The organism is Schaalia georgiae DSM 6843 (assembly GCF_000429245.1).
In the GTDB taxonomy this organism is placed as follows: Bacteria; Actinomycetota; Actinomycetes; order Actinomycetales; family Actinomycetaceae; genus Pauljensenia; species Pauljensenia georgiae.
In genome coordinates this window covers 207,712-233,878 of record NZ_AUBM01000007.1, presented here as the reverse complement: position 1 = coordinate 233,878, position 26,167 = coordinate 207,712, and the positions used below count along the sequence as shown (strand labels likewise).

Here is a 26,167-nt window from a genome sequence, read left to right as displayed (position 1 = left end):
TCAGGGCCCGCGCTCCTGCGGGGAGGCGCTCTAAGTACGGGGCCTCCCGTAGGGGAAGCGCGTGGACTCGGCGGACTCGGCGGGATCGACTGGGGGCGGAGGGGCTTCGGCGGCTGCCCCCTTCTCGGACGCCGCCCCGGCCCTGTTCGCTCGCCAGCGCCCCACGATCAAGAAGACGGCCACGACGGCGAGGGGTGTGAGGAATCCGGCGAGCAGGGGGTAGATCCCCAGTGGGGGGCCGGACGGGTCCGGGTCCGCGGATCCCGCCGCCTGCGGGCGCACCGAGCCGCTGGGCGCCGCAGTGGTGGACTGCGGCGCAGAACCTGTGGCCGGGGGAGGGGACGGAGTAGGCGAGGCCCCGGGATCGATGGTGCCCCGGGCTTCCACGGCGCCGTCGGGCTGGGACCACGTCACCGTTGTCGCGTCGTTCTTGGTGGATTCGTCATGGGAGTCGATCTGCGGCTGCCCGCTTGTCTCGTGGACGTGGGCGCCGTGGACGGTCAGCACGACGGAGGCGACGGAGGCGCGGGCGTCGGGGGTGTCGAATCCGGCGAGCAGCTCATCGGTGCGGGAGCGGAAGGCGAACTTCCCGGTGTCGTCGATCGTGAAGACCTCGGCCCCCGCGTCCGCCAGGGACCAGTGGAACTCGCAGCCCTCCTGCCCGTCGTGGCGCGCAGTCCGCGCCACGTCCGTGTTCGCGCCCTTCCCCATTTCCTGGCACTGCTTCTGTGAGAGGGCCACGCCCTCAGCCGTGAGGAAGACGCGGTGCTGGGCGGAGACGGCGGGGGTCACCTCGTACTCCTCGTAGAGGGAGATGCGCTGGACCGGTTCCGCACCGGCGGGTGCGGTGAACCCGAGGGCGGCCGCGCCCGCGCAGGCGGCGATGACCAGGCGCGGCCACCGGCGGAGGGGGCAGGGCCGCGGTGGCCGGCCGCGTTGGTCCGGGGGCACGGGGGACGGGGTCATTCGTCCTCACCGCGCAGGCGCGGAACGGAGGCCTTCTCCGGGTGTACGCCGGTCTTGTCGGCGTAGAAGGCCCGGATGGCGTCCATGTCCGCCCGCATGTCCCCGGTCAGCTCGTAGGTGGGGCCCCAGCCGAATGTGCGGGTGGACGCGTCCACAAAACCGAGTTGGATCGGCACCCCCGCCTCGAGGGCGATCCGGTAGAAGCCGGACTTCCAGTACTCCCGGGGGGAGCGCGTCCCCTTCGGCGTCATGCACAGGGTGAAGGACTCCGAGGCGCGGAAGCGTTCCGCGACCTGGCCCACCAAGCCGTTGGCCTGCCCGCGCTGGACGGAGACGCCTCCGATCGCACGGATGAAGGCTCCGAGCACAGGCGCTTTCGCCAGCGAGTCCTTGACGAGGAACTGGAAGGGACGGCCGGCCTTCCACAGTGAGATCGCCATGAAGACACCATCCCAGTTCGAGGTGTGGGGCGCCCCGATGATCACGACCTTCGGCGGCAGGGGCTCGCAGACCAGTTTCCACCGCGAGATGGCCAGGTATGCGGTCGCCACCGCGCTCTTCAGTCCCATGTTCACTCCCGGGCAGGTGATGGTGCGCGCACCATTGTACGAGGCCGGGGCGCCCGCGCGCGCACGCGGGCGGGGCTCTGGGGCAGAGGTGTCAGTCCATCTGGTCCACGCCGTAGGTGGCCGTCAGGCGGCGGGGGTGGCCCGGCCACAGGGTGATGGCGCGCTGGCGGGCGTTGGCAGTCTCCACGCACACGAAGCGCTGCCAGTCGTCGTCGCCCATGTCGGCGATCCTGGCCGCGCCCTCCCGCCAGGGGTTCCACACGACGGTAGTGCCGGATCCGCTCTTGTCCACTGTGATCCGCCGTCCCCACCGGGGGTCCATGACGTGGATGGGCGAGGTGGACACGTAGACGCGGTCGGTCGGGCCCACGAGGGAGAGAGCCCCCTTCTGGACGGCGTTCCGTTCCTTGGCGGCATCGTAGTAGGGCGCTCCGTCCAGGCCGTCGATCGTGATGTCCTTGACATCGCCGACTGCGAGGTAGGCGTGGAGGGCGGCTTCGACGGCGTAGGGGTGGTCGTCGTCGTTGATGAGGGTGAGCGCGACCGTGAGCTCCTCGGATCCCTGGATCACCACGCGGGCGGTGAAATCGTGGGGGAAGGCGCCGTCGGCGTCCGCGCGCCGGTGGGTGAGGGAGTAGGTGAGGGACTGGGGGGTGCACTCCTCGAGCTCCCAACAGCGGGTGCGCGCGAGTCCGTGCGCGGGGGCGCCCGGCAGGGGCGCGGCGGGGGACTGGCCGGGTGCGGCGAACCACGGCGCGCACACGGGGATACCGCCCCGGATCGGCGCGGTGCCGTCGGTGACGGCGCTGGGGGAGAGCCACAGCAGAGGGTGGTCGCTGTTCGGCTGCCAGTCGAGGACGTGCGCGCCGAATGGTGAGGCGTGCCCCGCGTTGGCATAGCGCCCGAAAGTGTGGATGTCGATCTCAGTCATGGTCCCAGTTAAGAAGGCATATAATTACTGTGCAACTAGACCGGTTGGTCGGTCTTGTGCGGCGCCTACGTGTCTCATGTCGCAGGCGCGTATGAGCGTGCGCCCGGGGCAGCCGATATTCTGAGACCCGTGTGCCTGTGAGGGTTGGTTGGCTTTCCGCCAGCAGGGGGTACCACGGTGTCCTGCACCTCACAATGCTAGTCGTCCATGCAAGAGGAGTCCACGATGTCCACCCGTCAAGATCTGCGCAACGTCGCGATCGTCGCCCACGTCGATCACGGGAAGACCACCCTGGTGGACGCCATGCTCTGGCAGTCCGGGGCCTTCTCCGAGCGCGACACCGTGGAGAAGACGGGCGAGCGCGTCATGGACTCGGGCGACCTCGAGCGCGAGAAGGGGATCACGATCCTCGCGAAGAACACGGCCGTCCACTACAACGGCCCCGCCGCCGGGGCGCTGGGCATCGATGGCGGCGTCACCATCAATGTGATCGACACCCCCGGCCACGCGGACTTCGGCGGCGAGGTCGAGCGGGGCCTGTCCATGGTTGACGGTGTGATCCTCATGGTCGATGCCTCGGAGGGGCCCCTGCCCCAGACCCGTTTCGTCCTGCGCAAGGCCCTCGCCGCCCAACTGCCCGTCATCATCGTCGTCAACAAGGTGGACCGTCCGGACTCACGCATCGACGAGGTCGTTGCCGAGACCACCGACCTGTTGCTCAACCTCGGCGAGGACCTCATGAACGACGGGGCCGACATCGACGTCGACTCGCTCATGGACGTCCCCGTCGTCTACGCCTGCGCCAAAGCCGGGAAGTGCTCCCTCGACAACCCCGGCGACGGGCAGCTGCCCACCGAGGACCTCGAACCCCTTTTCGCGACCATTCTGAACCGCATCCCCGGGCCGGCCTACGACGAGTCCGCGCCGCTGCAGGCCCACGTCACCAACCTCGATGCCTCCCCCTTCTTGGGCCGCCTCGCCCTGCTGCGCATACACAACGGCACGCTCCGCAAGGGGGCGGACGTGGGCCTCGCCCGCCACGACGGGACCATCTCGCGGGTCCGCATCTCCGAACTGCTCGCCACCGAGGGCCTCGAGCGCGTGTCCACCGCGTCCGCCGGTCCCGGCGACATCGTCGCCGTCGCCGGCATCGAGGACATCATGATCGGGGAGTCCCTGGTCGACCTCGACGACCCCCGGCCCCTGCCGCTCATCACGGTCGACGACCCCGCGATCTCCATGACCGTCGGCATCAACACCTCGCCCATGGCCGGTCGGGTCAAAGGCGCCAAGGTCACCGCCCGCCAGGTCAAGGACCGCCTGGACCGCGAGCTGGTCGGCAACGTCTCCATCAAGGTCCTGCCCACCGGGCGCCCCGACGCCTGGGAGGTCCAGGGCCGCGGCGAGCTCGCCCTGGCGATCCTGGTCGAGCAGATGCGCCGCGAGGGCTTCGAGCTCACGGTCGGCAAGCCCCAGGTCGTCACCAAGGAGATCGACGGCACCCTCAGCGAGCCGATGGAGCGCATGACCATCGACATCCCAGAGGAGTACCTCGGCGCGGTCACGCAGCTCATGGCCGCCCGCAAGGGACGCATGGAGACCATGGCGAACCACGGCTCGGGCTGGATCCGCCTCGAGTTCGTTGTCCCCGCCCGCGGCCTCATAGGCTTCCGCACGCGTTTCCTCACCGAAACACGCGGCACAGGGATCGCCTCGTCCATCGCCGAGGGCTACGCGCCCTGGCAGGGCCCCATCGAGCAGCGCCTCACCGGTTCCCTCGTCGCCGACCGCGCCGGGCAGGCCACCCCCTACGCGATGACGAACCTGCAGGAGCGCGGCACTTTCATCGTCGAGCCCTCCTCTGAGGTCTACGAGGGGCAGGTCGTGGGCGAGAACCCACGCGGCGAGGACATGGACGTGAACATCTGCCGCGAGAAGAAGCAGACGAACACGCGCAGCGCCACCGCAGACGTGTACGAGTCCCTCACCCCGTCGCGCAAACTCACCCTTGAGGAGTCCCTCGAGTTCGCGGCCAACGACGAGTGCGTCGAGGTCACCCCCGAGGCGGTGCGCGTGCGCAAGGTCGTCCTGGACGCCCAGGAGCGCTTCAAGATCGCCGCCCGCGAGCGCCGCGCGAACCGGTGACCGGGCGTAATCGTGATCGAGGGGGCCGCATGATCAGTGGCTTTGATAGCAGTATCCAGAGGCGTAATCGCGATCGTGGTCGAGGGGTGCCGCATGAGGCTTGACGGTTTCGGACTGCTCGTCGAGGACATGGCGGTGATGATCCGGTTCTACAGGGACGTGCTCGGCTTCGGGATCAAGGAGGCGGAGGACTCCTCCAACGTCTACCTGGTCAAGGACGGCACCCTGTTCCTGCTGTACGGCAGGAAGGACTTCGAGAGGATGACGGGCCGCCGCTACGACTACGCCAGGGGACTGAACGGGCATTGTGAGATCGCGCTCTACGTGGACACTTTCGGGGAAGTGGACGCCTCGTTCAGGCGCGTTGTCGACAACGGCGCGAAACCAGTGATGGAGCCCACGACGGAGCCGTGGGGGCAGAGGACCTGTTACATCGCCGATCCCGAGGGGAATCTGATCGAAATAGGCTCCTGGGACAAACCCTACGAGCAGAAGGACGTGTGAGCACCGGCTCCGCCGTGGAACGGCGTGGGCCGGTGCTGCTGGGCGCGGGCCGGGTACTGCTGGGCGCGGGGGCGGTTGTTCGTCTCACAGCGCAGTGCAGGTGGTAGCCGCCCGCCAGCCTCGCCCCCGCCCCCCCGCAAACAACGTCGCAGGCGACTGCGGTTTTCACGCTCGTCCCCGCTAGCCTTGTCCCCGCCCCCGCAAACAACGTCACGCCCTTATACGACTAGAACAGCGACCCGGTCGTCATGCGGCTCCGGGCGGCGCATTCCCGCATTGGGGCGGACGACGGTGCATGGGGGTAGGCAACGTCGCATTGGAGAGGGTGCATTGGGGTAGGAAAGGGGTCATTGGGGTAGGTAACGGGTCATTGGGGCAGGTTAATAACCTGCCCCAATGCGGGCTAACCTGCCCCAATGCGGCTCGCTGGAAAGCGGAGGCGGCGCGGGGCCCGTTTTCACGGCTATACCGCGTGGCCTCCGGACTCCCAGGCCCGGGAGCCGCGCGCCATGGGCTGTTTTCACAGCGATACCGACACGACGGGGCACACTTTCACAGCGATACCTCCACTTTCACAGCGATACAACACTTTGCAAGCGTTATAACACTTGCAAAGCGTGGTATCCCTTTGAAAACTCCACTTCGCTTGCAAAACAGCCCCCGCGCCCGCCCGTTGGGCGCCCTGGCCGCCTACAACGCCGGACAGGGCGCTTGCAAAACAGCCCCCGCGCCCGCCCGGAAACCCCGCCCGCGCGCCGCCTGCCCACCGCGCGTGCCCGGGGCCCGCCGGGCGCTCACGGATCTGCCCACCAGGTTTCCGGGCGTACGTACTCGCCCACCACCCCGAAACGCACCTCAGGGACCAGCACCCCGGCCTGGCCAAGAACAGACGCCGACCCAGCCCGCAACAAGGCGCCCGCCCCCTTACAAGGGTGTGCCCGGAGGCGGGCCGCGCGACCCAGCCCGCAACAAGGCACCCCCGCCCCCCTTACGACGGGGTGCCCAGGCGGGCCGCGCAGTCCGGCCCGCAACAAGGCACCCCCGCCCCCCTTACGACGGGGTGCCCGGGGCGGCGCCCGGCCCGCGTTTTCGGGCCCCAGTCCCCGGATCGGGCGCCCGCGGGCCGGGGACGGACTTCCCGGTCACCATGGTCGTCGCCTCCACTCGAACCAGACCCCGCCTCGTTTCGATGGATACGTGGTCAATGGCGACCTCGATGACCGTGCCCAGGGCGTCGTGCAGGCCGTCGTCCAGGCGGTAGCGTAGGACGACGCGCTCGCCCGGGCGCCACCGCATCCACGGGAGGCGCTCAATTGCACGCTGTCGGGATGAAGAAAATGCCCCTGGGCGCCGCGCCGCCCCCGGATCGCGGGTGGTTCGACTATTCGGCGCAGTGGTGCCGTTCGCCGGCCCGTGGCCAGGCTCATGGGGTATGGAGGGTTCCACGCGTGAATAATAGACGCAGAGCTATCGGCAGACACTTCCGAGGAGGAATGCCACATGACCTACGTCATCGCGCAGCCGTGCGTGGACGTGAAGGACCGCGCCTGCGTCGACGAGTGCCCCGTCGACTGCATTTACGAAGGGGAGCGCAGCCTCTACATCCATCCGGAGGAGTGCGTGGACTGTGGTGCGTGTGAGCCGGTGTGCCCCACCGAGGCGATCTTCTACGAGGACGACCTGCCCGACGAGTGGTCTGACTACCTGCGCGCCAACGCCGACTTCTTCAGCGAGCTGGGCAGCCCGGGCGGCGCCCAGCGCACCGGGGTCCAGGAGTACGACGATCCGATGGTCGCCGCACTGCCCCCGCAGAACGAGGAGTGGAAGGCCGAGAACGGGTACTGATATGGCTGAGCTGCCCCGTCCCCTCCCGCTGCCCGCGTTCCCCTGGAACTCCCTGGTCCCCTACAAGGAGAGGGCGGCCGCCCACCCCGACGGGATCTGCGACCTGTCGGTGGGGACTCCCGTGGATCCCACGCCCGCGCTGATCCGGGGGGCGTTGGCCGAGGCCTGCGACGCCCCCGGGTACCCGGCGGTGGTGGGGACCGCCGAGGTGCGCGAGGCGATCCTGGCATGGGGCGCCCGCAGGAACATGGTCGACGTGGGGGAGGCGGGTGTCATCCCGACCATCGGCTCGAAGGAGGCGGTGGCCTGGATCCCCACCCTGCTGGGCGCGGGCCCCGGCGACACCGTCCTGGTGCCCGAGGTCGCCTACCCCACCTACGACGTGGGCGCGCGCCTGGCGGGGGCGGTCCCTGTGCCCGTCGACCCTCTGCGGCCCGGGTCCTGGCCGGACGCCGCGTTGGTCTTCCTCAACTCCCCGGGCAACCCCGATGGGCATGTCATGGACGCCTGCCAGCTGCGCGCCGCCATCGCCTGGGCGCGTAGCAGGGGCGCGGTCATCGTCTCGGACGAGTGCTACGCGGCCCTGCCCTGGGCCGAACCGCACATCAGTGGGGGCGTGCCCTCGCTGCTGGATGCCGACGTGTGCGGGGGCGACCCCTCCGGCCTGGTCGTGCTCTACTCACTGTCGAAGCAGTCGAACCTGGCGGGCTACCGGGCCGCCCTGGTGTACGGCGATCCGCGCCTGGTGGCCGCCCTCGTCGAGGCCCGCAAGCACTCGGGCATGATGGTGCCCGCCCCGGTCCAGCACGCCATGGCGGTCGCCCTGTCCGACGAGGCGCACGTGCGGCGCCAGCGGAACGTGTACGGGGCGCGGCGCGCTCGGCTCCTGGAGGCCGTGGGCTCCGCGGGCCTGGTCAACGACCCGCAGTCCGTGGCCGGCCTCTACCTGTGGCTGTGCTGCCCGGGCTTCGACGACGACTGGGAACTGGTGCGGCGCTTCGCCGACCTGGGGATCCTGGTGGCACCGGGCGCCTTCTACGGCGAGGCCGCGCGCGGGCGCGTGCGCATGGCGCTGACCGCCACGGACGAGAGGATAGGGGCTGCGGCCTCCAGGATCGCCTCCCACTGGGGCTGAGCGGAGCCCGCTTGGGCGGCGGCGCAAGGAGCGGGGGACCGTTCCGGCCGCTGTGCGAAAGGGCGGGGGGACCGGCCCGGCCCGTGCGCCAGGCCGGGGCGGTCAGTTCGACGCGTGCAACGCGGAGTTGAGCTCGATGCCGTGCCCGTCGCGCACGATCGCCTCGATCCTGCCGCTCACGGAGTTGCGGCGGAAGAGGATGTTCGATTCCCCCGCGAGCTCGCGGGCTGCCACGATCCGCTCCTGGCCGGGGGAGGCGGGGTCGATCAGCGCCACTTTGGCGCCGGCGGTCACGTAGAGCCCCGCCTCGACGACGCAGTCGTCGCCCAGGGGGATCCCCAGGCCCGAGTTGGCGCCCAGCAGGCAGCGGCGACCGAGCCGGACCCGTTGCCTACCGCCCCCCGACAGGGTGCCCATGGTCGAGGCGCCCCCGCCCACGTCCGAGCCGTCGTCGATGACGACACCCTGGGAGACCCTGCCCTCGACCATCGAGGCGCCGAGGGTGCCGGCGTTGAAGTTCACGAAGCCTGCGTGCATGACGGTGGTGCCCTCGGACAGGTGCGCTCCCAGGCGGACGCGCACCGCGTCGGCGATGCGCACGCCCGACGGCACGACGTAGTTCGTCATCGGCGGGAACTTGTCGATCCCCACCACCACGACGGGGCGGCCGAGGCGGGCGCGCAGGCGCAGGCGGGTCTCCTCGAACCCCTCGACGGCGCAGGGGCCCGCGTCGGTCCACACGACCGTGGGCAGCAACGAGAAGATCCCCTCGAGGTTGACCGTGTTCGGCCGCACGAGGCGGTGGGAAAGGGCGTGGAGGCGCAGGTAGGCGCCCTCGGTGGAGTCCGGCGCCTCGTCGAGGCGCTGGACGCAGGTGACGACCCTGGTGCGCACCCCCCGGGCGTCATCGACCTTCTCCAACAAGGCGAGGCGCGTGGACAGTTCGTCGTCGTGGCCCTCGCCCAGCTGCGGAGCCGGGTACCAGGTGTCAAGGGTCTGACCGCTGGTTGTGACAGTCGCGAGGCCGACGCCCCACACGGTGTTGGTGTCCATGCGTCAACTCTACGGTGGCGCGCCCCCGGGTGCCCGTCGTCACCCGGCGGCCTCCCACAGGTCCGGCCAGAAGACGCCGAGGCCGGCCGCCATGGTGCGCACGAGCGGCAGGGAGATGCCCACGACCGAGTGGTAGTCCCCGGTCACGCCCGTGATGAAAGGGCCGCCCAGGCCGTCGACGGTGAAGGAGCCCGCCACGCCGAGGGGCTCGCCCGTGGCCACGTAGGCGTCGATCTCGCGGTCGGAGATGTCCCCGAAGTGGACCAGGGTCGAGGCGCTGGCGGTGTCGGTCCCGGCAACGGTCCGCGTGGCGCCGGGGCGGGCGGGGGAGACTCGGGCCATCGAGTGGCCCGTCCACAGAACAGCGGTCCGTCCCCGCATCTCGCGGATGCGGGCGCGCGCCACATCGGGGGTGTGGGGCTTGCCGAGCATCCTTCCGTCCAGCTCGAGCATCGAGTCGCACCCCACGACGATCAGCGCGTCGGAGGGGGCCTCCTGGAAAGGGGAGTCCTCTTCGCATAGGATCTCCGTCACGGCCTCCTGTTTCGCCCGGGCCAGGGCCATGACCTCGTCGGCGGGGGTGGTCGGCCCGCCACTGAAGGCCCGGCCGCCCGGCAGGGCGTCCAGGACCGCCTCCTCGTCGACCTCGGAGACGATGACGGTGGGGTGGACGCCCGCCGACTCCAGGGTCGCGCGGCGCGCGGGCGAGCGTGAGGCAAGGATGAAGTGCATGGGATTATTCTCTCAATCGGGGGTGAATGGGTTGGATGGCCCGCGGTCCAGCGTATCGCGGAACAGGTTTGCGCAGGTGGGAGCCACAATCAATGGATAAAAATCAAATTATCCACTATACTCGATTTCATCGAAGGATTCTCATCGATTCTTCGAGCGAAAAATGTGAGATTTGATACCATTATCTGCTGATGAGGTTGTGTTCAGCAGCCGGAGGAGGGGATCCTGATGGGTGCGCACGACGTGCCGTCGTCAGCGTTTCCTGACGAGCTGACCGCCCCCAGCTACGTGCCGCGGCTCCTGGGGGGCCCCCTGCTGCACTCGGCGCACGATATCGCCGAGCGCACGGGCACGCCGATCGTCCGCGTCAACGAGTTCTGGCGCGCCCTCGGCTTCCCCACCCCCGACCCCGACGCCGTCGTGTTCTCAGAGAGGGACCTCGACGTGTTCTCCCAGTGGCACGACCTGGTCGAGTCGGGGGCCATCGACACCGCGACGTCCCGTTCGCTGCTGCGCGCGAACTCGCACCTGGCCGACCGCCTCGCGCTGTGGCAGTTCGAGGCCCTCGTCGAAGACGCGATGCGCCGCCACGGCCTCGACGACACCACGGCGCGCATGTACGTCCTGGACCACATGCGCGCCAGGGTCGAGGTCTTCGAGAGCATGTTCATCCACTCGTGGCAGCGCCAGCTGGAGGCGCTGCTGGCGCGCCTCGACAAGGAGGTCGCGCAGAGGGGCCACGAGGACCGCCGCTCCCGTTTCCCCCTCAACCGCTCCCTCGGCTTCGTCGACATGGTGTCCTACACCTCGTCGTCCACGATTCTGGGGGACGCCCTGGTCGGCCTCGTTGAGCGCTTCGAGGAGGAGAGCCGCAACGCGGTCGTCGAGGCAGGCGGGCGCGTGGTCAAGATGATCGGCGACGCCGTTCTGTACATAGCCGACGACCTCCCGACGGGCCTGCGGGTGGCGACCTCCCTCATCGAGAGGCTCAACGCCGACGACGAGATCCTCCCGGTGCGCGCCTCCTTCGTGCGCGGGGACGTGTTCTCCCGCTCCGGCGACGTCTTCGGACCGACCGTGAACCTCGCTTCCCGGCTGGTGGACATCGCCCCGGTGGGGAAGATCCTCACCGATCCGACCACCGCCGCCGCGGTCGCCGCGGGCAAGGGGGGGCACGGCTACGAGCTCGAGGAGTTCCCCACGGCCGACCTGCGCGGTTTCGGCCCGGTGTCCCCCTACGTGCTCTCGGCCGTCGACGTCTAGGGCCTGGTGTGGCGCGCCCTCGGGCGCCTTCAGCGTATGCCCGTATTTTGGTCAAGAAACGTGAAAGAGATCCCCCGTCTTCGCTAAGATGGGGGCGTGACTAGAGTTCTCCTCGTTGAAGACGACCCCGCGATCTCGGAGCCCCTCGCCCGCGCCCTTGGCCGCGAAGGGTATGAGGTGCTCGCCTCGTCCACAGGGCGCGAGGCGCTCGCCAGCGTCGAGGGGGCCGACCTCGTCGTCCTCGACCTGGGACTGCCGGACATGGACGGGCTCGACGTCGCCCGCGAGATCCGCGCCGACGGCGGGCGCGTCCCCATTCTCATCCTCACCGCGCGCACCGACGAGGTGGACATGGTCGTCGGGCTCGACGCCGGGGCCGACGACTACGTCACCAAGCCCTTCCGCCTGGCCGAACTGCTCGCACGCGTGCGCGCGCTGCTGCGCCGGCACACGGCCGAGCCCGCCGAGTCCGAGCTGCGCGCCCAGGACATCCGCGTCGATGTGGCCGCCCACCGGGCGTTCTCCGGCAGTACCGAGCTCCAGCTCACCGCCAAGGAGTTCGACCTGCTGCGCGTCCTGCTGCGCGAGGCCGGATCAGTCGTCGAGCGCGACGAGCTCATGCGCGAGGTGTGGGGCTCCGACCCCACGGGATCCACCAAGACCCTCGACATGCACGTGTCGTGGTTGCGCCGCAAACTCGGTGACGAGGCCTCCGACCCGCACTACATCACGACCGTGCGCGGCATGGGCTTCCGCTTCGAGACGACCCGCCGCTGAGCCGGGGGGCCGGGCATGCGGGAACGGGCGGTGCGGATCATCGTCTCCGTCGTCGCCGTCGTGTCCCTGATCATGGGGGTGCCCGGCGCGTTCTTCGCCTCGGTGCTCGTGTGGGACAACGACCAGCGCGCCCTCGACACCCAGGGGCAGGCGGTGCTCCACGCCATCGAGCGGCGCCTCAGCTCCGATGAGCCCATCACCCCCCAGCTCCTGGACTCCCTGGTGGCCGAGCCGGGCAGCGGCTCCCCGGTGGCCTACAGGGTGAAGATCCCAGGGCACGCGCTCATGGTCAACCAGGTGCGGCCCTCCCAACCAACCATCACGACCGCTGTCTCCTCACCCGCGGGCATCTCCGTGCAGCTCACCGCATCCGGCTCGCACGCGGTCATGCGCATCGCCCTGACCTGCGCCGTCTTCGCGACCGGGATGGCGGTCTCCATGCTCACCGGCTGGGCGATGGGCCGCAGGCTCTCCCGGCGCCTCTCCGCCCCCCTCATCTACCTGGCCGCCCAGGCCGAGCAGATCGGCTCCGGGCAGGTGCGCGCCCGCGTCGAGTCCTCCGGCATCGAGGAGATCGACCTCGTGTCCGAGGAACTGGCCCGCACGGGCGAGCGCATGGCGGGGCGCCTCGCCGCCGAACGCCAGTTCGCGGCCGACGCCTCCCACCAGCTGCGCACCCCGCTCACCGCGCTGTCCATGCGGATCGAGGAGATCGAACTCGTCTCGTCCCAGGAGGAAGTGCGCGCCGAGGCCCGCACCTGCCTCGAGCAAGTCGAGCGCATGACGCGGGTCGTCACCGACCTCCTCGACGCGAACGCGCGGAGCAACGGCCAGACCGAGGCCATCCACATCCTCGAGGTCTTCAACACCGCGCGTGAGGAGTGGGAGGACCGCTTCGAGTCCGAGGACCGCCCCCTGGTCTTCCTCGACGAGGCGGAGACGCCTGTCCTGGCCGAGGCGGGCAAACTCGGGCAGGTCCTGGCCACACTCATCGAGAACTCCCTGCGCTACGGCGCGGGGACGACGACGGTCCGCGCCCGCAAGGGCACGTCCAAGCGCGGCATCATCATCGAGGTCAGCGACGAGGGAGAGGGCGTCCCGGACGAGATAGCGCCGAACGTCTTCGAGAAGGGCGTTTCGGGGCACGGGTCCACGGGGATCGGCCTCGCACTGGCGCGCGACCTCGCCCAAGCGATGGGAGGGCGCCTCGAACTCGCCCAGAACCGGCCGCCCGTGTTCACCGTCTCACTGGCGGCCATCCCCAAGTCTTTGGACCCCGACCGCGTCATGCCCGAGGGCGCCCTCATGTCCATGGGGCGTCGCTCGCGGCGTTTCTGACCCAGCGGCGCTATGTTGTAGCCGTGGACAACGAGCACCGCCCGACTGTCGCCGTCATCGGCGGCGGACAACTGGCCCGCATGATGCAGGAGAGCGCCATAGCGCTGGGGGTCGCCCTGCGCGCGCTCGTCGAGGCCCCCGACGGATCAGGGGGGCAGGCGATCGTCGACGCGCCCGTAGGGGATCCCCGCGACCCCGCCGCCGTCCTCGCCCTGATCAAGGGCGCCGATGTCCTCACATTCGAGCACGAGCACATCCCCGCCGCCGTCCTCGAGGCGTGCGCCCCCCTGGTCGCCATCGAGCCGCCCGCCGCGGCCCTGCTCCATGCCCAGGACAAACTCGCCATGCGCGAGCGCCTCACCGCGATGGGGATCCCCTGCCCCCGTTGGGCCCGCGTGGAGACCCGGGCCGACCTGGAGGCATTCGGCGCCGCAGTCGGATGGCCCCTGGTCGTGAAGACCCCGCGCGGGGGCTACGACGGGCACGGCGTCAAAACAGTCCGCCGGGCCGGCGACGCGGACCCGTGGCTGGGGGAGGGGCCGCTGCTGGCGGAGGAGATGGTCCCCTTCACCCGCGAGGTCGCCGCCCTGCTCGCCAGGCGCCCCTCAGGGGAGGTCCGCTCGTGGCCCGTGGCCTCCACCGTCCAGGAGGACGGCGTCTGCTCGGCCGTGACCGCGCCCGCCGTGGGGATCCGCCCCGCGACGGCGGACCTGGCGCGCCGTACCGGCGAGGACATCGCCGAGCGCCTCGGCGTCACCGGGGTCCTCGCCGTCGAGATGTTCGTCGTGGGGGAGGGCGACCAGGAGCGGGTGCTGGTCAACGAACTCGCCATGCGCCCTCACAACACCGGGCACTGGACCATCGACGGGGCCGTCACCAGCCAATTCGAACAGCACCTGCGCGCCGTCCTCGACCTGCCCCTGGGCGCCACCGACCCCGTCAGACCAGGATGGAGCGCGGTCATGGTCAACCTGCTCGGCTCGCGGCTGGACGAACCCGCCCGGGCCCTCGGCGCGGCCATGGAGGCCGGCGGCCCCCGGGCGCGCGTCCACCTCTACGGCAAGGAAGTGCGACCTGGGCGCAAACTCGGCCACGTCACCGTCGTCGGCCCCAGCGCCGACGAGGCCGAGGCCCTCGCCCGCGCCGCCGTCGCCGCCCTGCGGGGCGCCAGGTGAGCGCGGACGCCACTGACCGGGCGGGCGGCCCCCGCCTCGAACCACAATCCACGGGAGGAACGATGCCCACCAGCCCTGATGTCCGGCTCACTGCCACCGGTGAGGACCCCCTGGTCGGGGTCGTCATGGGCTCCGACTCCGACTGGCCGACCATGGAGGGCGCCGTTGCCGCCCTCGCCGAGTTCTCCATCGCCTGCGAGGTGGGCGTCGTCTCGGCCCACCGCATGCCCGAGGACATGGTCGCCTACGGGCGCTCCGCCTCCGCGCGGGGCCTGCGCGTCATCATCGCCGGTGCCGGGGGCGCCGCCCACCTGCCCGGGATGCTCGCCGCCCTCACGGAATTGCCCGTCATCGGCGTTCCCGTGGCCCTCAAGCACCTCGACGGCGTCGACTCGCTGCACTCCATCGTCCAGATGCCCGCCGGTGTGCCGGTCGCCACAGTGTCGATCGGTGGTGCCCGCAACGCCGGGCTGCTGGCCGCGCGGATCCTCGGCGCGGGCGAGGGGGAGCGGGCGGCTGCCCTGCGCGCCAGGATGCGCGGATTCCAGGGGGAGCTGCGCGCAATGGCCGCCGCCAAGGGCGCGGCCCTGGCCGAGCGCGTCTCCTCCCAGCGGTAGCGGACCGTGGCGGTAGCGGACCGTGGTGGACACCGCTGACGGGCGGAAGGGCGTCTGGCTGACGGTGGACGACGAACGGAACACCGCCGGGCGCCCCGCTCCGGTGCCCGGGAGCGCGGCCGCGGGGACGGGGGCGGCCGGGAGCGCCCATCGTGCCGCCCCGTCGTAGACTAGGGACATGAGCATTCTCGTCTGTGGCGGCGCCGGGTACATCGGCGCCCACGTGGTCCGCCTCCTGTCCCAACGCGGCGACAAGGTCGTCGTCGTGGACGACCTGTCCACCGGTAGCGCCGACCGCATCGGGGACGCGACGCTGGTGACCCTCGATGTCGCCTCCGACCAAGCCCAATCCGTTCTGTCCAACGTCATGGTCGACGAGGACGTCACCGCCGTCATCCACTTCTCCGCGCGCAAGCAGGTCGGCGAGTCCGTGAAACGGCCCGCGTGGTACTACCAGCAGAACGTCGGCGGCCTGGCCAACGTCCTCGCCGCGATGAACGACGCGGGCATCGACCAGATGATCTTCTCCTCCTCCGCGGCCGTCTACGGCATGCCGCCCGTGGAAGTGGTGCCAGAGACCGTCGATTGCCACCCCATCAACCCCTACGGGGAGACCAAGCTCATCGGCGAGTGGATGATGGCCGACTGCGAGCGGGCCTGGGATCTGAAGTGGATCGGCCTGCGCTACTTCAACGTCGCAGGAGCGGGATGGCCGGACCTGGCCGACCCCGCGATCATGAACCTCATCCCGATGGTGCTCGACCGCCTGGAGAAGGGCGAGTCGGCGAAGATCTTCGGCACCGACTACGACACGCCCGACGGCACCTGCGTGCGCGACTACATCCACGTCCTCGACCTGGCCGAGGCGCACATCGCGGCGCTGGACGTCCTGGCGGAAGGGCGCCAGCCCGAGCACCACACCTACAACGTCGGCACCGGCCTGGGCACCTCTGTGCGCGAGATCATCGACGGCCTGCGCCGCGTGATCGGCTGGGATTTCCCCGTCGAGGAGCAGGGGCGTCGCGCGGGCGACCCGCCCAAACTCATCGGGGACCCGCTCTCCATCGGCGTGGACCTGGGCTGGAAGGCGAACAACGGCGTCGAGGAGATCATCGAGTCCGCGTGGGAGGGCTGGCAGGCGGGCAAGCGCCCCATCACAATCCCCGGGCGGTAGGCCCTCCCCGGGTTCGGCGTGCCGGGCCCGCTGCACCGTGCGATCGCGGCCCCGGTCATCACCGGGGCCGCGCAACGCTCTGACGCCTGTGGGGCTGGGCCGTGTGGGTTTGATTCCGGTTCCTTCTGCGCCGCGTGGTTGGGGGGCGCGTACGCTTCGTTGTCGGTGTTCTGTGCGGCTTCGTGCGCCGTGCTGCCCGATTCGCCTGTGGTTGCGCCACTTAGCGCGCCGCTGCACCACTTGTCTCGCCGTTGCGCCACTCGGGTCCTTGTCGGTCCGGGTTCTCGCGGCGTGTCGGGGGCCTAAGTGGTGCGGGCAGTGTCCAAGTGGTGCAGGTGCAGGGAGCGTCCGCATGCAGGCGTCGCGCAGCCCTTCCCGCGCCTCGGATTCCCGGAACGAGCGCCCAAAGCTCCGAAGCGGGGGCGCTCCCCATAGGACCGCCCACGGGGTCCCGCTCAGAAGCCGTCGACCTGGTTGAAGTCCGAGGTGGTCAGGGAGCCCGTGCGGAGCTTGGCGAAGAAATCGGGCGCGGTCGTGTCGCGCAGGAGGACCGCCGAGGCGCCCGCGTCCGTCGTGTAGTTGAGGGACTCGATCGGCGGGACCCCCATCATCTCGCTGGAAGTCGCCGAACGCAGGGCCATGACGAGGCTCGCCACAGTGAAAACGTTCGACGAGGAGTCGTCCACCGTGAAGGACTTCGATCCTGCCCTCTCCACGCCCAGTGTCCGCACGGGGTTGATGAGGGTTGATGGCGACATCGCGGCGGACACCACTTTCGAGATCACCTGGCGCTGGCGCTTCGTCCTCCCGATGTCGCCCTCCGGATCCGCGTAGCGCATACGCGAGAACGCCAGGGCGGTGGTGCCGTCGACGGTGTGGCACCCCGCCTCCCAGTTCAAGCCCGAATACGGATCGGACACGGTGTTGTCGTAGCACAGCTCCACGCCGCCCACGGCGTCGACCATGTCGGGGACGGCGCCCATGCCGATCTGGACGAAGTGGTCGATGGCGAGGCCGGTCAGCTTCTCCACCGTCTCCACCAGCAGTGCCGCGCCCCCGTAGGAGTAGGAGGCGTTGATTTTGTCCCACCCGTAGCCGGGGATTTCGGCGTAGGTGTCACGCGGGATCGACAGCGCCACTGTCTGGCCGTTCTGCGCGACGTTGACGAGCATGATCGAATCGGCGCGCTCGGACTCGTTGAAACCGTCCTGCACCGCCCCGTCGGCCCGCGAGTCCGACCCGGCCAGCAAGTAGGTCGTCCCGGGGGTGTCGGCCTTCCCCGACAGCGCATCGACCCGGCCGAGGTTCGAGTTCGCGTCCCACAGCAGGAAAGCCCCCCACGCGAGCAGGACGACCAGCAATACGCCCACGACTCGCATAGCCCTGCGCAAGGGACCCCTCCTCCTGCGGGGCCTTCCGGGCACTGCGCGGCCGGGCGGGCCGGAGGGGCCGCCGTCGCGGGGCCCGCTGGGGGCGTCACGGCCGGGCGCGTAGGAGGGCGCCGAGGCCGACGCCGGCGCATAGGAAGGGGGATTGGAGGCCGAGGAGGGCTGGTACGACGGCGGCATCGCACGGGCCTGCGGGATGCGGCTCCCCTCGCCGCCCGTCCTCTTCGGTTGGTCGAGGGTCCTGGGCAGCAGGGGGTGCTCTGGGCCCTGCTGGTCCTCGGAGATCCGCCACATCTGCGGCGCCACACCGGGCGGAGGCGGAGCGGGCGCGCTGTGGGGATCCTCCGGTGCGCCGACGACGCGCGCGTCGTCGGCGCCGGGACGGTGCCGCTTCGGATCAGGTGTGAAGGACGGGGGGTGGGGGCTCATCGTTGATCAGCCGGAGGGCATGTGTCGACCTGGTTCTTGGCCTTTGCCTCGGCGGTGTCGTTGGCCTGGGCGACATCGGTCTGGGACGACGTGGAGCCCTCGGAGCCCTGCCCGGGGTTGGAGGAGCCCTGCCCGGGGTTGGAGGGGGAGGCGCCCTGGTCGTGGGTGGAGTCCCCGGCACCGGGCGCAGAGGAGGACCCCGCGTTCGGATCGGGGACCGTCAGGTGCGCGCCGTTCCCGTCCGTGTACTCGGTGCCGACGGGCAGCGCCTGGTCGTCCTCGATAGCCTGCCACACCTTGGAAGCCAAGGGCTCGGCCGCGATCCTGCGGTTCTCGTCCCACGGTGGCGCCACGACCGGCAGGGTCACGAACTGCATGTTCGCGCGGTCCAGCTTCGACATGAGATTGACCAGGAGCGTCGCGTCCGCCATTGGATCGGCCAGGTTCGACGAGATGTTGACGGTGGCGATCGCCGCCTGCAGGAAGGAGACCAGGGATGGCAGGTCGGTGACGTAGTTCTTCGACTGCAACTCGCGCATGATCGCGGAGATCAGCTGCTGCTGGCGGCCGATGCGGGAGATGTCGGTGCCGTCCTCCAGCGAGTAGCGCGCCCGCATGTAGGCCAGGGCGTGGGTGCCGCCCAGCTTCCAGCACCCCTCGTCGATGTACAGCCCCGCTTCGTCGTCGGCGATGTCCTCGGGGATGTTGAACCACACGCCCCCCAGTGCGTCCACCATCGAGATGAAGCCCGCGAAGTCGACCACCATGAACGCGTCCAGGGCCATCCCGGACATCTGCTCCACGGTCGCCTTCACGCAGGCCACGCCGGGCGCCACGTCGGAGGCATCGGCGCCGCCGTTGGCCCCGGTGAACATCGAGGTGTTGAACATGACATCGGTCTGCGGGGCGGAGGAGGTGTTGTCCGCGTGCCGGCACGAGGGGATGTCGACCAGCGTGTCACGGGGGATCGAGAGCACCTGCAGGCGTGTGCGGTCGGCCGAGATGTGGACGACCATCGTCGAGTCGTTGCGCAGGCCGCCCACGTCCTCGGAGTCCCCCGCCCCCAGGTCCGAGTTCTTGCCCTCGCGCGAATCGATGCCGAGCACGAGGATGTTGACGGCGCGGCCCTCGAAGGAGTCGGGGGTCTGCGTGTCCGAGGAGTCTGTGACGAAGCTGTTGATGTCGATGACGCGGTCCTGCACTTGGCTCGCGAGGGCGCGGTAGAGGAAGGCCCCCGCCGAGGTGACGAAGAGGACCCCGGACAAGGCGACTGCGAGCGCGCTCCGGATGAGTCCGAAGCGCCCGAAGTTCGTTGCCGAATGCTGGATCGTTCGCATGGGTAAGCTACTCATCGGTTGCAACCATATCGTTATACGGCTCGTTTCGGGGAATATCCGCCGCCGGTGCGGCGCGTTGCACCTCGTCGCCGCCCCCCTCGGAGCCGGAGGGCGGCTCGGCCCCGGGCGGGGGAGCCCCCGCCCCGGCGTGCGGCGGGCGCGCTGAGGCGAGGGCCACTTGGCGGGCCAGCGCGGTCAACTGGCGCTGGACGCCCGTGTCCCGCCGGTAGGTGGTGACGGACTGGGCGAAGAACGCCACGATCAGCCCGTAGGTGAGCAGGTTGACGCCCCGCTCGACGCCGATGGCCCGTGCGACCGTGTTCGCCACCTGGGGGAAGACGACCGCGGCGGCGGCGCACACCATTAGGATGGCTGTGGCCAGGCGCCGCAGGGCCAGGGAGGACTGGGAGCGCACGGGCCGCACCAGGGCCCACGTCATGAGGCACAGTGCCCCCAGCAGGAGCGCTTTGATGATGAAGTAGCGCGTCACGCGTCCTCCAGCGCCAGGTCCACCAGGATGTTCACCGAGTTCAACAACGGCTGGCCCTTGGACCGCGAGTACTCCGAGTAGTGGATCGTCACCGGCGCCTCCGCCCATGGCAGGCCCGTCGCGCCGAGCTGCGAGACGATCTGCGAGGCGTGGGCCATCCGGTTGTGCGTGAGGCGGACCCCCTTCAGGGCGTCGGCGCGGATAACGCGCAGGCCGTTGTGCGCGTCGGTGACGCGCAGGCCGGAGCGCCACCGGGTGGCGAGCGCGGCCGCCCGCACGATGGCACGGCGCGCAGCCCCCATCCCCTGGGGCGCGGCCCCGAGGAAACGCGACCCGAGGACGAAGGCGAGGTCCCGCTCGCGGGCGGTGGCGACCATCGCCTCGGCGTCGCGCGCCTGGTGCTGCCCGTCGGCGTCGAAGGTCACCACGAAGCGCGCTCCGTGCTGCAGCGCCCAGTCGAAGCCGGTCTGCAGGGCGGCGCCCTGGCCGAGGTTGACGGGGTGGGTGGCCACCCATGCGCCCGCCCGGCGGGCGGTCTGCCCGCCGCCGTCCGTGGAGGCGTCGTCGACGCACAGCACGTGGGGGAACCGCTCGAGCAGCCCCTCGACGACCCCTGCGATCACCGGGGCCTCGTTGAACAGGGGGATGACTACCCACGTGTCGTCGTTCACTGGCATGCCCCCAGTGTCCCACACCCGCACGGGGCGGCGCCCTGGCAGCGCGCGAACTGCCCGGGCCGCCGCACCGCCCCGCGGGCCGCAGGGAAGTATAGTTCACAGTGCGACACACTGAGAGGGAGGTCTTCGTGGCCAGCGCACCAACCGCCGACATCGACCCGTCGGCCACCATCGGCGAGGGCACCCGGGTCTGGCACCTCGCCCAGATCCGCGAGGGTGCCGTCATCGGGCGGGACTGCGTCATCGGGCGCGGCGCGTATATCGGGGCGGGGGTGGGCGTTGGCGATGGGTGCAAGATCCAGAACCACGCGCTCGTCTACGAGCCCGCCAGGCTCGGCTCCGGGGTGTTCGTCGGTCCTGCTGCGGTCCTGACGAACGACCGCCATCCCCGGGCCGTCAACCCGGACGGCTCGCCCAAGGGCGCGGGCGACTGGACGCGCGTCGGCGTGGACGTTGGCCGCGGGGCGTCCATCGGCGCGCGCGCCGTGTGCGTGGCGCCCGTGCGCATCGGGCCGTGGGCGATGGTCGCCGCCGGGGCGGTCGTGGCCCGCGACGTCCCCGCCTACGCCCTCGTCGCCGGCGTGCCCGCCCGCCGCATCGGATGGGTCGGCGAGGCGGGCGAGCCCCTGGTGCCGGGCGCGGAGCCCGGCCGCTTCACGTGCCCCGTCAGCGGGCGCACCTACCGCCTGAACGAGGCCGGCGCCCTGGTGCCCGAGGGGGAGGGCGCATGAGCGCCCCCCTCGTCCCCGCGGCGCGCCCCCTGATCGGCGAGGAGGAGGTCGCCGCAGTCGCTGCGGTCATGCGCTCGGGCATGATCGCCCAGGGACCCGAGGTCGCCGCCTTCGAAGAGGAGTTCGCGCGCGCCATGGTGCCGGGCGCCCGCGCCGTCGCCGTCAACTCGGGGACCTCGGCCCTCCACCTGGGGCTGCTGGCCGCCGGGATCGGGCCGGGTGACGAGGTGGTCGTGCCCTCCTTCACCTTCGCCGCCACCGCCAACGCCGTCGCGATCACGGGGGCCACCCCCGTCTTCGCCGACATCGACCTGGGCACCTACACGCTGGCGCCCGCCTCGGTCCAGGAGGCGATCACGCCCCGCACCCGCGCCATCATGCCGGTCCACCTGTACGGCCACCCCGCTCCGATGGACCAGATCATGGCCATCGCCGAGGCCAATGGCCTCATGGTCTTCGAGGATGCCGCTCAGGCCCACGGCGCGTCCCTGCACGGGCGCCGCGTGGGCTCCTTCGGGGAGTTCGGGGCATTCAGTTTCTACCCGACGAAGAACATGACCTGCGGCGAGGGGGGCATGGTCACCACCGCCGACCCGGGCGTCGAGCGCCGGGTGCGCCTGCTGCGCAACCAGGGGATGGAGCGGCGCTACGCGAACGAGGTGGTGGGGCTCAACAACCGCATGACCGACATCAGCGCCGCCATCGGCCGGGTCCAGCTGCGCAAGGCCGCGGACTGGACGCGCAGGCGCCAGGCGAACGCCGCGTTCCTGGACGCGGAGCTGCGCGGCGTCGTCACCCCCCACGTCGCCCCCGGGGCCGTCCACGTCTACCACCAGTACACGATCCGCGTCGAGGACCGCGACCGCTTCGTCGCCGCCTTGGCCCAGGAGCACGGAGTCGGATCCGGCGTCTACTACCCGATCCCGTGCCACCGCCTGGAATCCCTGTCCCGTTTCGCGCCCGCTCGCGCCCTGGGGGACACCGACGAGGCCGCCCGGTCCGTCCTGTCCCTGCCCGTCCACCCGAGTCTGCTCACCAGGGACCTGGAGCGCGTGGTCACCGGGGTCAACGCCCTGGCCCGTGCGGGATCGTGAGGGCGGCCATGGGGCGGGCACCCATCCGCGTGGGGATCCTGGGCCTGGGGTCGATGGGGCGCCACCACGTCCGCAACGCGCGCGCCACGCCCGGTTTCGAGGTGGTGGCGCTCGCCGATCCCGCGGGCGATCCCCATGGCGCCGCAGGTCCCCTGGAGGTCCTCCCCGACGTCCACGCGCTGATCCGCGCGGGCATTGACGCCGCCATCGTGGCCGCCCCCACCGTCCACCACGAGGAGGCGGCGCTGGCGCTGGCGCGTGCGGGCGTCCACGCCCTGGTCGAGAAGCCCCTGGCCGCATCGGCCGCCGCGGGGGCCCGTATCCGCGATGCCTTCTCCTCGGCGGGCCTGGTCGGCGCGGTCGGCTACGTGGAGCGCTGCAACCCCGCGCTCATCGAGATGCGCCGCCGCATCGCGGACGGGCAGCTGGGCCAGATCTACCAGATCGCCACCCGCAGGCAGTCCCCCTTCCCCGCCCGCATCTGCGACGTGGGCGTCGTCAAGGACCTGGCGACCCACGACGTGGACTTGGCCGCGTGGGTGGCGGGCTCCCCTTACGCCACCATCAGCGCCATGACGACGGCCCGTTCCGGCAGGGAGCACGAGGACATGATGGTCGCCTCGGGAACGCTCGCGAACGGAATCCTCGTCAACCATATTGTGAATTGGCTCACTCCATTCAAGGATCGAACCACCATCGTCACCGGGGAGCGGGGCGCGCTGGTGGCGGACACCGCCATGGGGGACCTCACCTTCCACGAGAACGGCGACCAGCCCCTCCAATGGGACCAGATCGCGGCCTTCCGCGGGGTGTCGGAGGGGACCGTCATCCGCTACGCCCTCACCAAGCGCGAGCCCCTGTCGGTCGAGCACGCCCACTTCCGCGACGCCGTCCTGGGGGAGGGCTCCCAGCACGTGTCCATGGATGAGGGACTCGAGGCGCTGCGCGTCACCGAGGCGATCCTCGACAGCGCGCGGACGGGGTGCGCCGTGCGGCTCGCCCCGCTTCCGGGCCCCGCTCAGCCCAGCGACGCGTAGACCTCGCGCAGGCGCGCCGTCGCCCCCCGCAGGGAGCGGTTGCCCACCACCCACTCCCGCGCGGCGGTCCCCATCGCAGCGCGCTCGTCCTCGGGCATCGCCAGCACCCGGCCGAGGGCCGCAGCCAGGTCGTCGCGGTCCCCGTCGGCGGTGAGGAACCCCGTGGAGGAGTCGGCGAGCATCTCCGGGGTGCCCCCCACGCGGCCCGCGATCACCGGGACCGCGCAGGCCTGCGCCTCCAACAGCACCAGGCCCGCCGCCTCCTGGCGCCCCTCCGAGCTGCGCGTCGGGCACACCAGTACTGCCGCGGACCGCACGAGGTCGCGCACCCACTCGCGCGGCAGGGCGCCGGTCAAGCGGACGTGGGGGCCCGCGGCCGCGCGGACCCGCTCTTCCAGCGGGCCCTCGCCGACGATGACGAGGCGGTGCGGGTGGCGCTCCACGAGCCGCGACGACACCTCGACCAGGTCCATCACCCCCTTGAGCGCAGTGAGTGCCCCCACGAAGAGGACCGTGGGCTCCCCGTCCGCCCTGCGCGAGGGATCCCCGGGGGTCCAAAAGCCCGTGTCGACGCCCTGGTAGTGCACCTCCACCTTGTCGGCGGGCGCACCCGAGGCGACGGCGATGTCGGCGAGGAAGCGGGACACCGCCAGCAGCGCCTCCGACTGGGCGAAGGCCGCCCTGCGGTTCCGCTCGTTCCACGCCCGGCCCGCCGCACCCCGCGCAGCCCCCGCCCGGTAGGCGTCGCCCCCGTGCAGGGTCGTCACCATCGGGGCTCCGGTGCGCCGCGAGGCGCGGACCGCGGGGAGTGACCACGTGGCCTGCTGCTGGTGGACGACATCGGGCTCCCACGCCTCCACGGCCCGGGCCATCGCCCCCAGGCGCCCCCACTTCAACCGCTCGCGGACGCGCGTCCCCAGGCGCCCCGCGAGGGGGGTGGCCTGCTCGACGGGGACGGCGACGGTCGGGTCGGCGATGTCGGCGACCAGGGTGAAGGCCCTCCACTCGATGTCAGGCATCGCGTCGGCGTGGGCCAGGGCGAAGTACGTCGGGGGGATCCGCAGGGTCCCCTTGGTGATCGCCGTCCTCATGCGCCCTCCTCCTCGGGGACGATCCTGCCCTGGCCGCCCCACCGGTTGTCGGTGAACAGGCGCGCCCACGTGCCCAGCACGGTGGCCCCCGTCATGTAGCGCAGCGTCTGCAGGGGCAGCGGCACCTGGCGGGAGAACGCCTCGAAACCCATCGGGTGGCGCAGCTGGGCGCGCACCGAGCGCGCCCGCGCGAGCGCCCGGTCCGCGCCGGTGGCGCCCATGAGGCGCAGTGCGGTCCTCTTCAGGTCCGGCGGGAGCCCATGGTCGTTGCCCGGCGTGCTGTAGTAGTCCCTCGGCGGGGATCCCGACACCGAGGAGTAGAGCGCGTCCACGAAGCCCGCGTACCACCCGCGGTCCCGCGTCAGGACCGGGCCACCGCGCAACCACGCCCGCCACATCTGAGCGTCCAGCATCGGCGCCGCCCACCCGTACCCGAAGTGCTCGTAGGCGCGCATCGACATGTTGATGTACTTCGCCTGCCTCTCGCGCAGGTTGAACCACTCCACCCACGACTGCAGCGCCGCATCACCGGCGCCGGCGCCCACCCCGGCGTCGCGCGCGGTCTCGCGAAGGGCGAGCGCCATGTCGGGGTCGTGCCTGAGGGCCCCGGGGGCCCCCTGGAGAGAGCCGTGGTAGCGGGTGATGAGCCAGGCGACCCGTGCCGGGGAGGGGTGGTGGGCCAGGGCGGCGCAGTCGTGCGCGTTGCCCACGATGGTGTGCCCAGGGACGATGACGGCGTCGCCGTCGATGAGGTCCCGGCTCTGCAGCTCCCCCAGGGCGTACCAGTCCTGGACGTGCGGCAGGGACGTGGCGCCCCACGTGGCGCGGCGGAAGTCGTCGGCTCCCCGCCAGCGCCGCGCCATGCGATCCGGGTCCAGGCGGACCGCCGTGAAGGGGATGCCGAGGCTGTCGGCGACCCCCCGGGCGACCGCCTCCTCGCCGCACCCGGGGACCCCGTAGGAGAACGCGGCCAGGTGCGGGGCCCCCGCCTCGACCAGGGTGGTGGCCAGCAGCCGCGAATCGAGTCCGCCCGACAGGGGGATGACCAGTTGGCGCCGGCCAGCAGCCGCCACGAGGCGCGACACGCACTGGCGCAGTGCCCCGCCGAAGATCCCGGCGAACTCATCGGGGTCCTCGACGGAGTCCGGGCCCCGCCGGTACCGCATGTAGGGGCGCTGCTTCCACGTGCCGTCGTCGTGGAGGACGACGGTGTGCGCGGCCTGGACCGAGTGCACCCCCTCGACCAGGGTGCGCGCTCCCAAGGAGAAACCGAGGTGGCGCAGTTGGGTGGCGCCCGCCCGGTCGAGCCGCCACGGCACCAGGGCGCGCAGGGCCTCGGGGGAGTCCGCGACGACCCAGCGCCCGTCGTGGAAGGCGAAGAGCAGGACCCGCGATCGCATGGGGTCCACGGCGAGGCGCACCTGGCCGCCGGTGCGGCTCACGAGTGCCCACTGCCCCGGCAGGCGCGCCAGGTCCGGGTCGGAGGGGAAGGAGAACAACGAGGGCGGCAGGTCGCCGACAGGGGACCACGCCCATGTCCGGGCCCCGGTCCCGTCCCCTGTGGCGGGGGCGCTGGACCTCCTCCACGAGGCGTTCAGGGAGATGGTGGGCAGCACGTCTCCTCCTCGCTCTCACCTCGGCAACGCGATGCCTACGAGTCTACGCGGTG

25 protein-coding genes are annotated in these 26,167 nt (G+C 71.1%); 13 read left to right on the top strand and 12 right to left on the bottom strand.

Annotation, left to right across the window (positions count from 1 at the left end):
- Positions 1-30 precede the first annotated feature (30 nt).
- The 3 genes from G447_RS0103030 to G447_RS0103020 all read right to left on the bottom strand — a co-directional run bounded on the left by G447_RS0103030 (position 31) and on the right by G447_RS0103020 (position 2,466).
- Positions 31-966 (bottom strand): hypothetical protein, encoded by a 936-nt coding sequence (locus G447_RS0103030; RefSeq protein ID WP_026429991.1) that lies wholly within the window; start codon positions 964-966, stop codon positions 31-33.
- Positions 963-1,535, bottom strand: a complete 573-nt coding sequence (locus G447_RS0103025) for a 1-acyl-sn-glycerol-3-phosphate acyltransferase (RefSeq protein WP_026429990.1) — start codon at positions 1,533-1,535, stop codon at positions 963-965. The genes G447_RS0103030 and G447_RS0103025 overlap by 4 nt, the downstream gene beginning before the upstream one ends.
- A gap of 91 nt (positions 1,536-1,626) precedes the next feature.
- The gene (locus tag G447_RS0103020) at positions 1,627-2,466 is read right to left on the bottom strand and encodes a D-hexose-6-phosphate mutarotase (protein ID WP_026429989.1); all 840 of its coding nucleotides are present in this window, start codon (positions 2,464-2,466) and stop codon (positions 1,627-1,629) included.
- A 225-nt stretch (positions 2,467-2,691) separates the two neighbouring features.
- Here G447_RS0103020 and typA point away from each other — a divergent pair, with 225 nt between their 5' ends.
- Both typA and G447_RS0103010 read left to right on the top strand, forming a co-directional pair.
- Positions 2,692-4,611, top strand: a complete 1,920-nt coding sequence (gene typA / locus G447_RS0103015) for a translational GTPase TypA (RefSeq protein WP_005868441.1) — start codon at positions 2,692-2,694, stop codon at positions 4,609-4,611.
- 93 nt (positions 4,612-4,704) lie between these two features.
- Positions 4,705-5,115, top strand: a complete 411-nt coding sequence (locus tag G447_RS0103010; RefSeq protein WP_026429988.1) for a VOC family protein — start codon at positions 4,705-4,707, stop codon at positions 5,113-5,115.
- A 1,050-nt stretch (positions 5,116-6,165) separates the two neighbouring features.
- Here G447_RS0103010 and G447_RS10975 read toward each other — a convergent pair.
- Positions 6,166-6,411, bottom strand: a complete 246-nt coding sequence (locus G447_RS10975) for a putative acetyltransferase (protein WP_034476154.1) — start codon at positions 6,409-6,411, stop codon at positions 6,166-6,168.
- Positions 6,412-6,615: 204 nt separating this feature from the next.
- Between G447_RS10975 and fdxA the strand changes: the two genes are divergently transcribed.
- Together fdxA and dapC are read left to right on the top strand one after the other, a co-directional pair.
- A complete protein-coding gene (fdxA, locus tag G447_RS0103000) occupies positions 6,616-6,960 on the top strand; it encodes a ferredoxin (RefSeq protein ID WP_005868465.1) in 345 nt (114 codons plus the stop codon).
- Between the two features lies 1 nt (position 6,961).
- Complete coding sequence (gene dapC, locus G447_RS0102995; RefSeq protein ID WP_026429987.1) at positions 6,962-8,095, top strand: succinyldiaminopimelate transaminase; 1,134 nt, start codon at positions 6,962-6,964, stop codon at positions 8,093-8,095.
- 102 nt (positions 8,096-8,197) lie between these two features.
- Here dapC and dapD read toward each other — a convergent pair whose 3' ends face one another.
- Both dapD and G447_RS0102985 read right to left on the bottom strand, forming a co-directional pair.
- Complete coding sequence (gene dapD, locus G447_RS0102990) at positions 8,198-9,148, bottom strand: 2,3,4,5-tetrahydropyridine-2,6-dicarboxylate N-succinyltransferase (RefSeq protein ID WP_026429986.1); 951 nt, start codon at positions 9,146-9,148, stop codon at positions 8,198-8,200.
- A 39-nt stretch (positions 9,149-9,187) separates the two neighbouring features.
- Positions 9,188-9,880, bottom strand: coding sequence for a Maf family protein (locus G447_RS0102985; RefSeq protein WP_026429985.1), 693 nt, complete (start codon positions 9,878-9,880; stop codon positions 9,188-9,190).
- A gap of 228 nt (positions 9,881-10,108) precedes the next feature.
- On the opposite strand from G447_RS0102985, the gene G447_RS0102980 reads away from it, so the two are divergent.
- From G447_RS0102980 to galE, 6 genes are all read left to right on the top strand, one after another.
- Positions 10,109-11,143, top strand: coding sequence for an adenylate/guanylate cyclase domain-containing protein (locus G447_RS0102980; RefSeq protein WP_005868414.1), 1,035 nt, complete (start codon positions 10,109-10,111; stop codon positions 11,141-11,143).
- Positions 11,144-11,239: 96 nt separating this feature from the next.
- Positions 11,240-11,920 carry a response regulator transcription factor gene (locus G447_RS0102975; RefSeq protein WP_005868426.1) on the top strand — a complete coding sequence of 227 codons (681 nt, stop codon included), beginning with the start codon at positions 11,240-11,242 and terminating at the stop codon, positions 11,918-11,920.
- Positions 11,921-11,935: 15 nt separating this feature from the next.
- Positions 11,936-13,258, top strand: coding sequence for an ATP-binding protein (locus G447_RS0102970; protein WP_026429984.1), 1,323 nt, complete (start codon positions 11,936-11,938; stop codon positions 13,256-13,258).
- Between the two features lie 23 nt (positions 13,259-13,281).
- A complete protein-coding gene (locus G447_RS0102965) occupies positions 13,282-14,433 on the top strand; it encodes a 5-(carboxyamino)imidazole ribonucleotide synthase (protein WP_026429983.1) in 1,152 nt (383 codons plus the stop codon).
- A gap of 62 nt (positions 14,434-14,495) precedes the next feature.
- On the top strand, positions 14,496-15,050 hold the full coding sequence (purE, locus tag G447_RS0102960) for a 5-(carboxyamino)imidazole ribonucleotide mutase (RefSeq protein ID WP_026429982.1): 555 nt from the start codon (positions 14,496-14,498) through the stop codon (positions 15,048-15,050).
- Between the two features lie 178 nt (positions 15,051-15,228).
- A complete protein-coding gene (galE, locus tag G447_RS0102955) occupies positions 15,229-16,224 on the top strand; it encodes a UDP-glucose 4-epimerase GalE (RefSeq protein WP_026429981.1) in 996 nt (331 codons plus the stop codon).
- Positions 16,225-16,679: 455 nt separating this feature from the next.
- On the opposite strand, the gene G447_RS0102950 is transcribed toward galE, so the two are convergent.
- From G447_RS0102950 to G447_RS0102935, 4 genes are read right to left on the bottom strand one after another with little or no spacing between them, the layout of a single operon-like run.
- Positions 16,680-18,041, bottom strand: coding sequence for an LCP family protein (locus tag G447_RS0102950; RefSeq protein ID WP_005868410.1), 1,362 nt, complete (start codon positions 18,039-18,041; stop codon positions 16,680-16,682).
- Positions 18,038-19,378, bottom strand: coding sequence for an LCP family protein (locus G447_RS0102945; RefSeq protein ID WP_026429980.1), 1,341 nt, complete (start codon positions 19,376-19,378; stop codon positions 18,038-18,040). Before G447_RS0102945 ends, G447_RS0102950 begins: the two co-directional genes overlap by 4 nt.
- 7 nt (positions 19,379-19,385) lie before the next feature.
- Positions 19,386-19,868 carry a DUF2304 domain-containing protein gene (locus G447_RS0102940; protein ID WP_026429979.1) on the bottom strand — a complete coding sequence of 161 codons (483 nt, stop codon included), beginning with the start codon at positions 19,866-19,868 and terminating at the stop codon, positions 19,386-19,388.
- Positions 19,865-20,545, bottom strand: coding sequence for a glycosyltransferase family 2 protein (locus G447_RS0102935; RefSeq protein ID WP_026429978.1), 681 nt, complete (start codon positions 20,543-20,545; stop codon positions 19,865-19,867). The genes G447_RS0102940 and G447_RS0102935 overlap by 4 nt, the downstream gene beginning before the upstream one ends.
- A 128-nt stretch (positions 20,546-20,673) precedes the next feature.
- Between G447_RS0102935 and G447_RS0102930 the strand changes: the two genes are divergently transcribed.
- The 3 genes from G447_RS0102930 to G447_RS0102920 are packed head-to-tail and all read left to right on the top strand — an operon-like array spanning position 20,674 to position 23,407.
- The gene (locus G447_RS0102930; RefSeq protein WP_026429977.1) at positions 20,674-21,276 is read left to right on the top strand and encodes an acyltransferase; all 603 of its coding nucleotides are present in this window, start codon (positions 20,674-20,676) and stop codon (positions 21,274-21,276) included.
- Positions 21,273-22,370 carry a DegT/DnrJ/EryC1/StrS family aminotransferase gene (locus G447_RS0102925; RefSeq protein ID WP_005868128.1) on the top strand — a complete coding sequence of 366 codons (1,098 nt, stop codon included), beginning with the start codon at positions 21,273-21,275 and terminating at the stop codon, positions 22,368-22,370. The genes G447_RS0102930 and G447_RS0102925 overlap by 4 nt, the downstream gene beginning before the upstream one ends.
- 8 nt (positions 22,371-22,378) lie before the next feature.
- Complete coding sequence (locus G447_RS0102920) at positions 22,379-23,407, top strand: Gfo/Idh/MocA family protein (RefSeq protein ID WP_026429976.1); 1,029 nt, start codon at positions 22,379-22,381, stop codon at positions 23,405-23,407.
- Here the strand turns inward: G447_RS0102920 and G447_RS0102915 are convergent.
- Together G447_RS0102915 and G447_RS0102910 are read right to left on the bottom strand one after the other, a co-directional pair.
- On the bottom strand, positions 23,389-24,498 hold the full coding sequence (locus G447_RS0102915; protein WP_026429975.1) for a glycosyltransferase: 1,110 nt from the start codon (positions 24,496-24,498) through the stop codon (positions 23,389-23,391). The two genes, G447_RS0102920 and G447_RS0102915, sit on opposite strands and share 19 nt — an antisense overlap.
- Complete coding sequence (locus G447_RS0102910; protein WP_026429974.1) at positions 24,495-26,114, bottom strand: asparagine synthase-related protein; 1,620 nt, start codon at positions 26,112-26,114, stop codon at positions 24,495-24,497. The genes G447_RS0102915 and G447_RS0102910 overlap by 4 nt, the downstream gene beginning before the upstream one ends.
- Positions 26,115-26,167 lie beyond the last annotated feature (53 nt).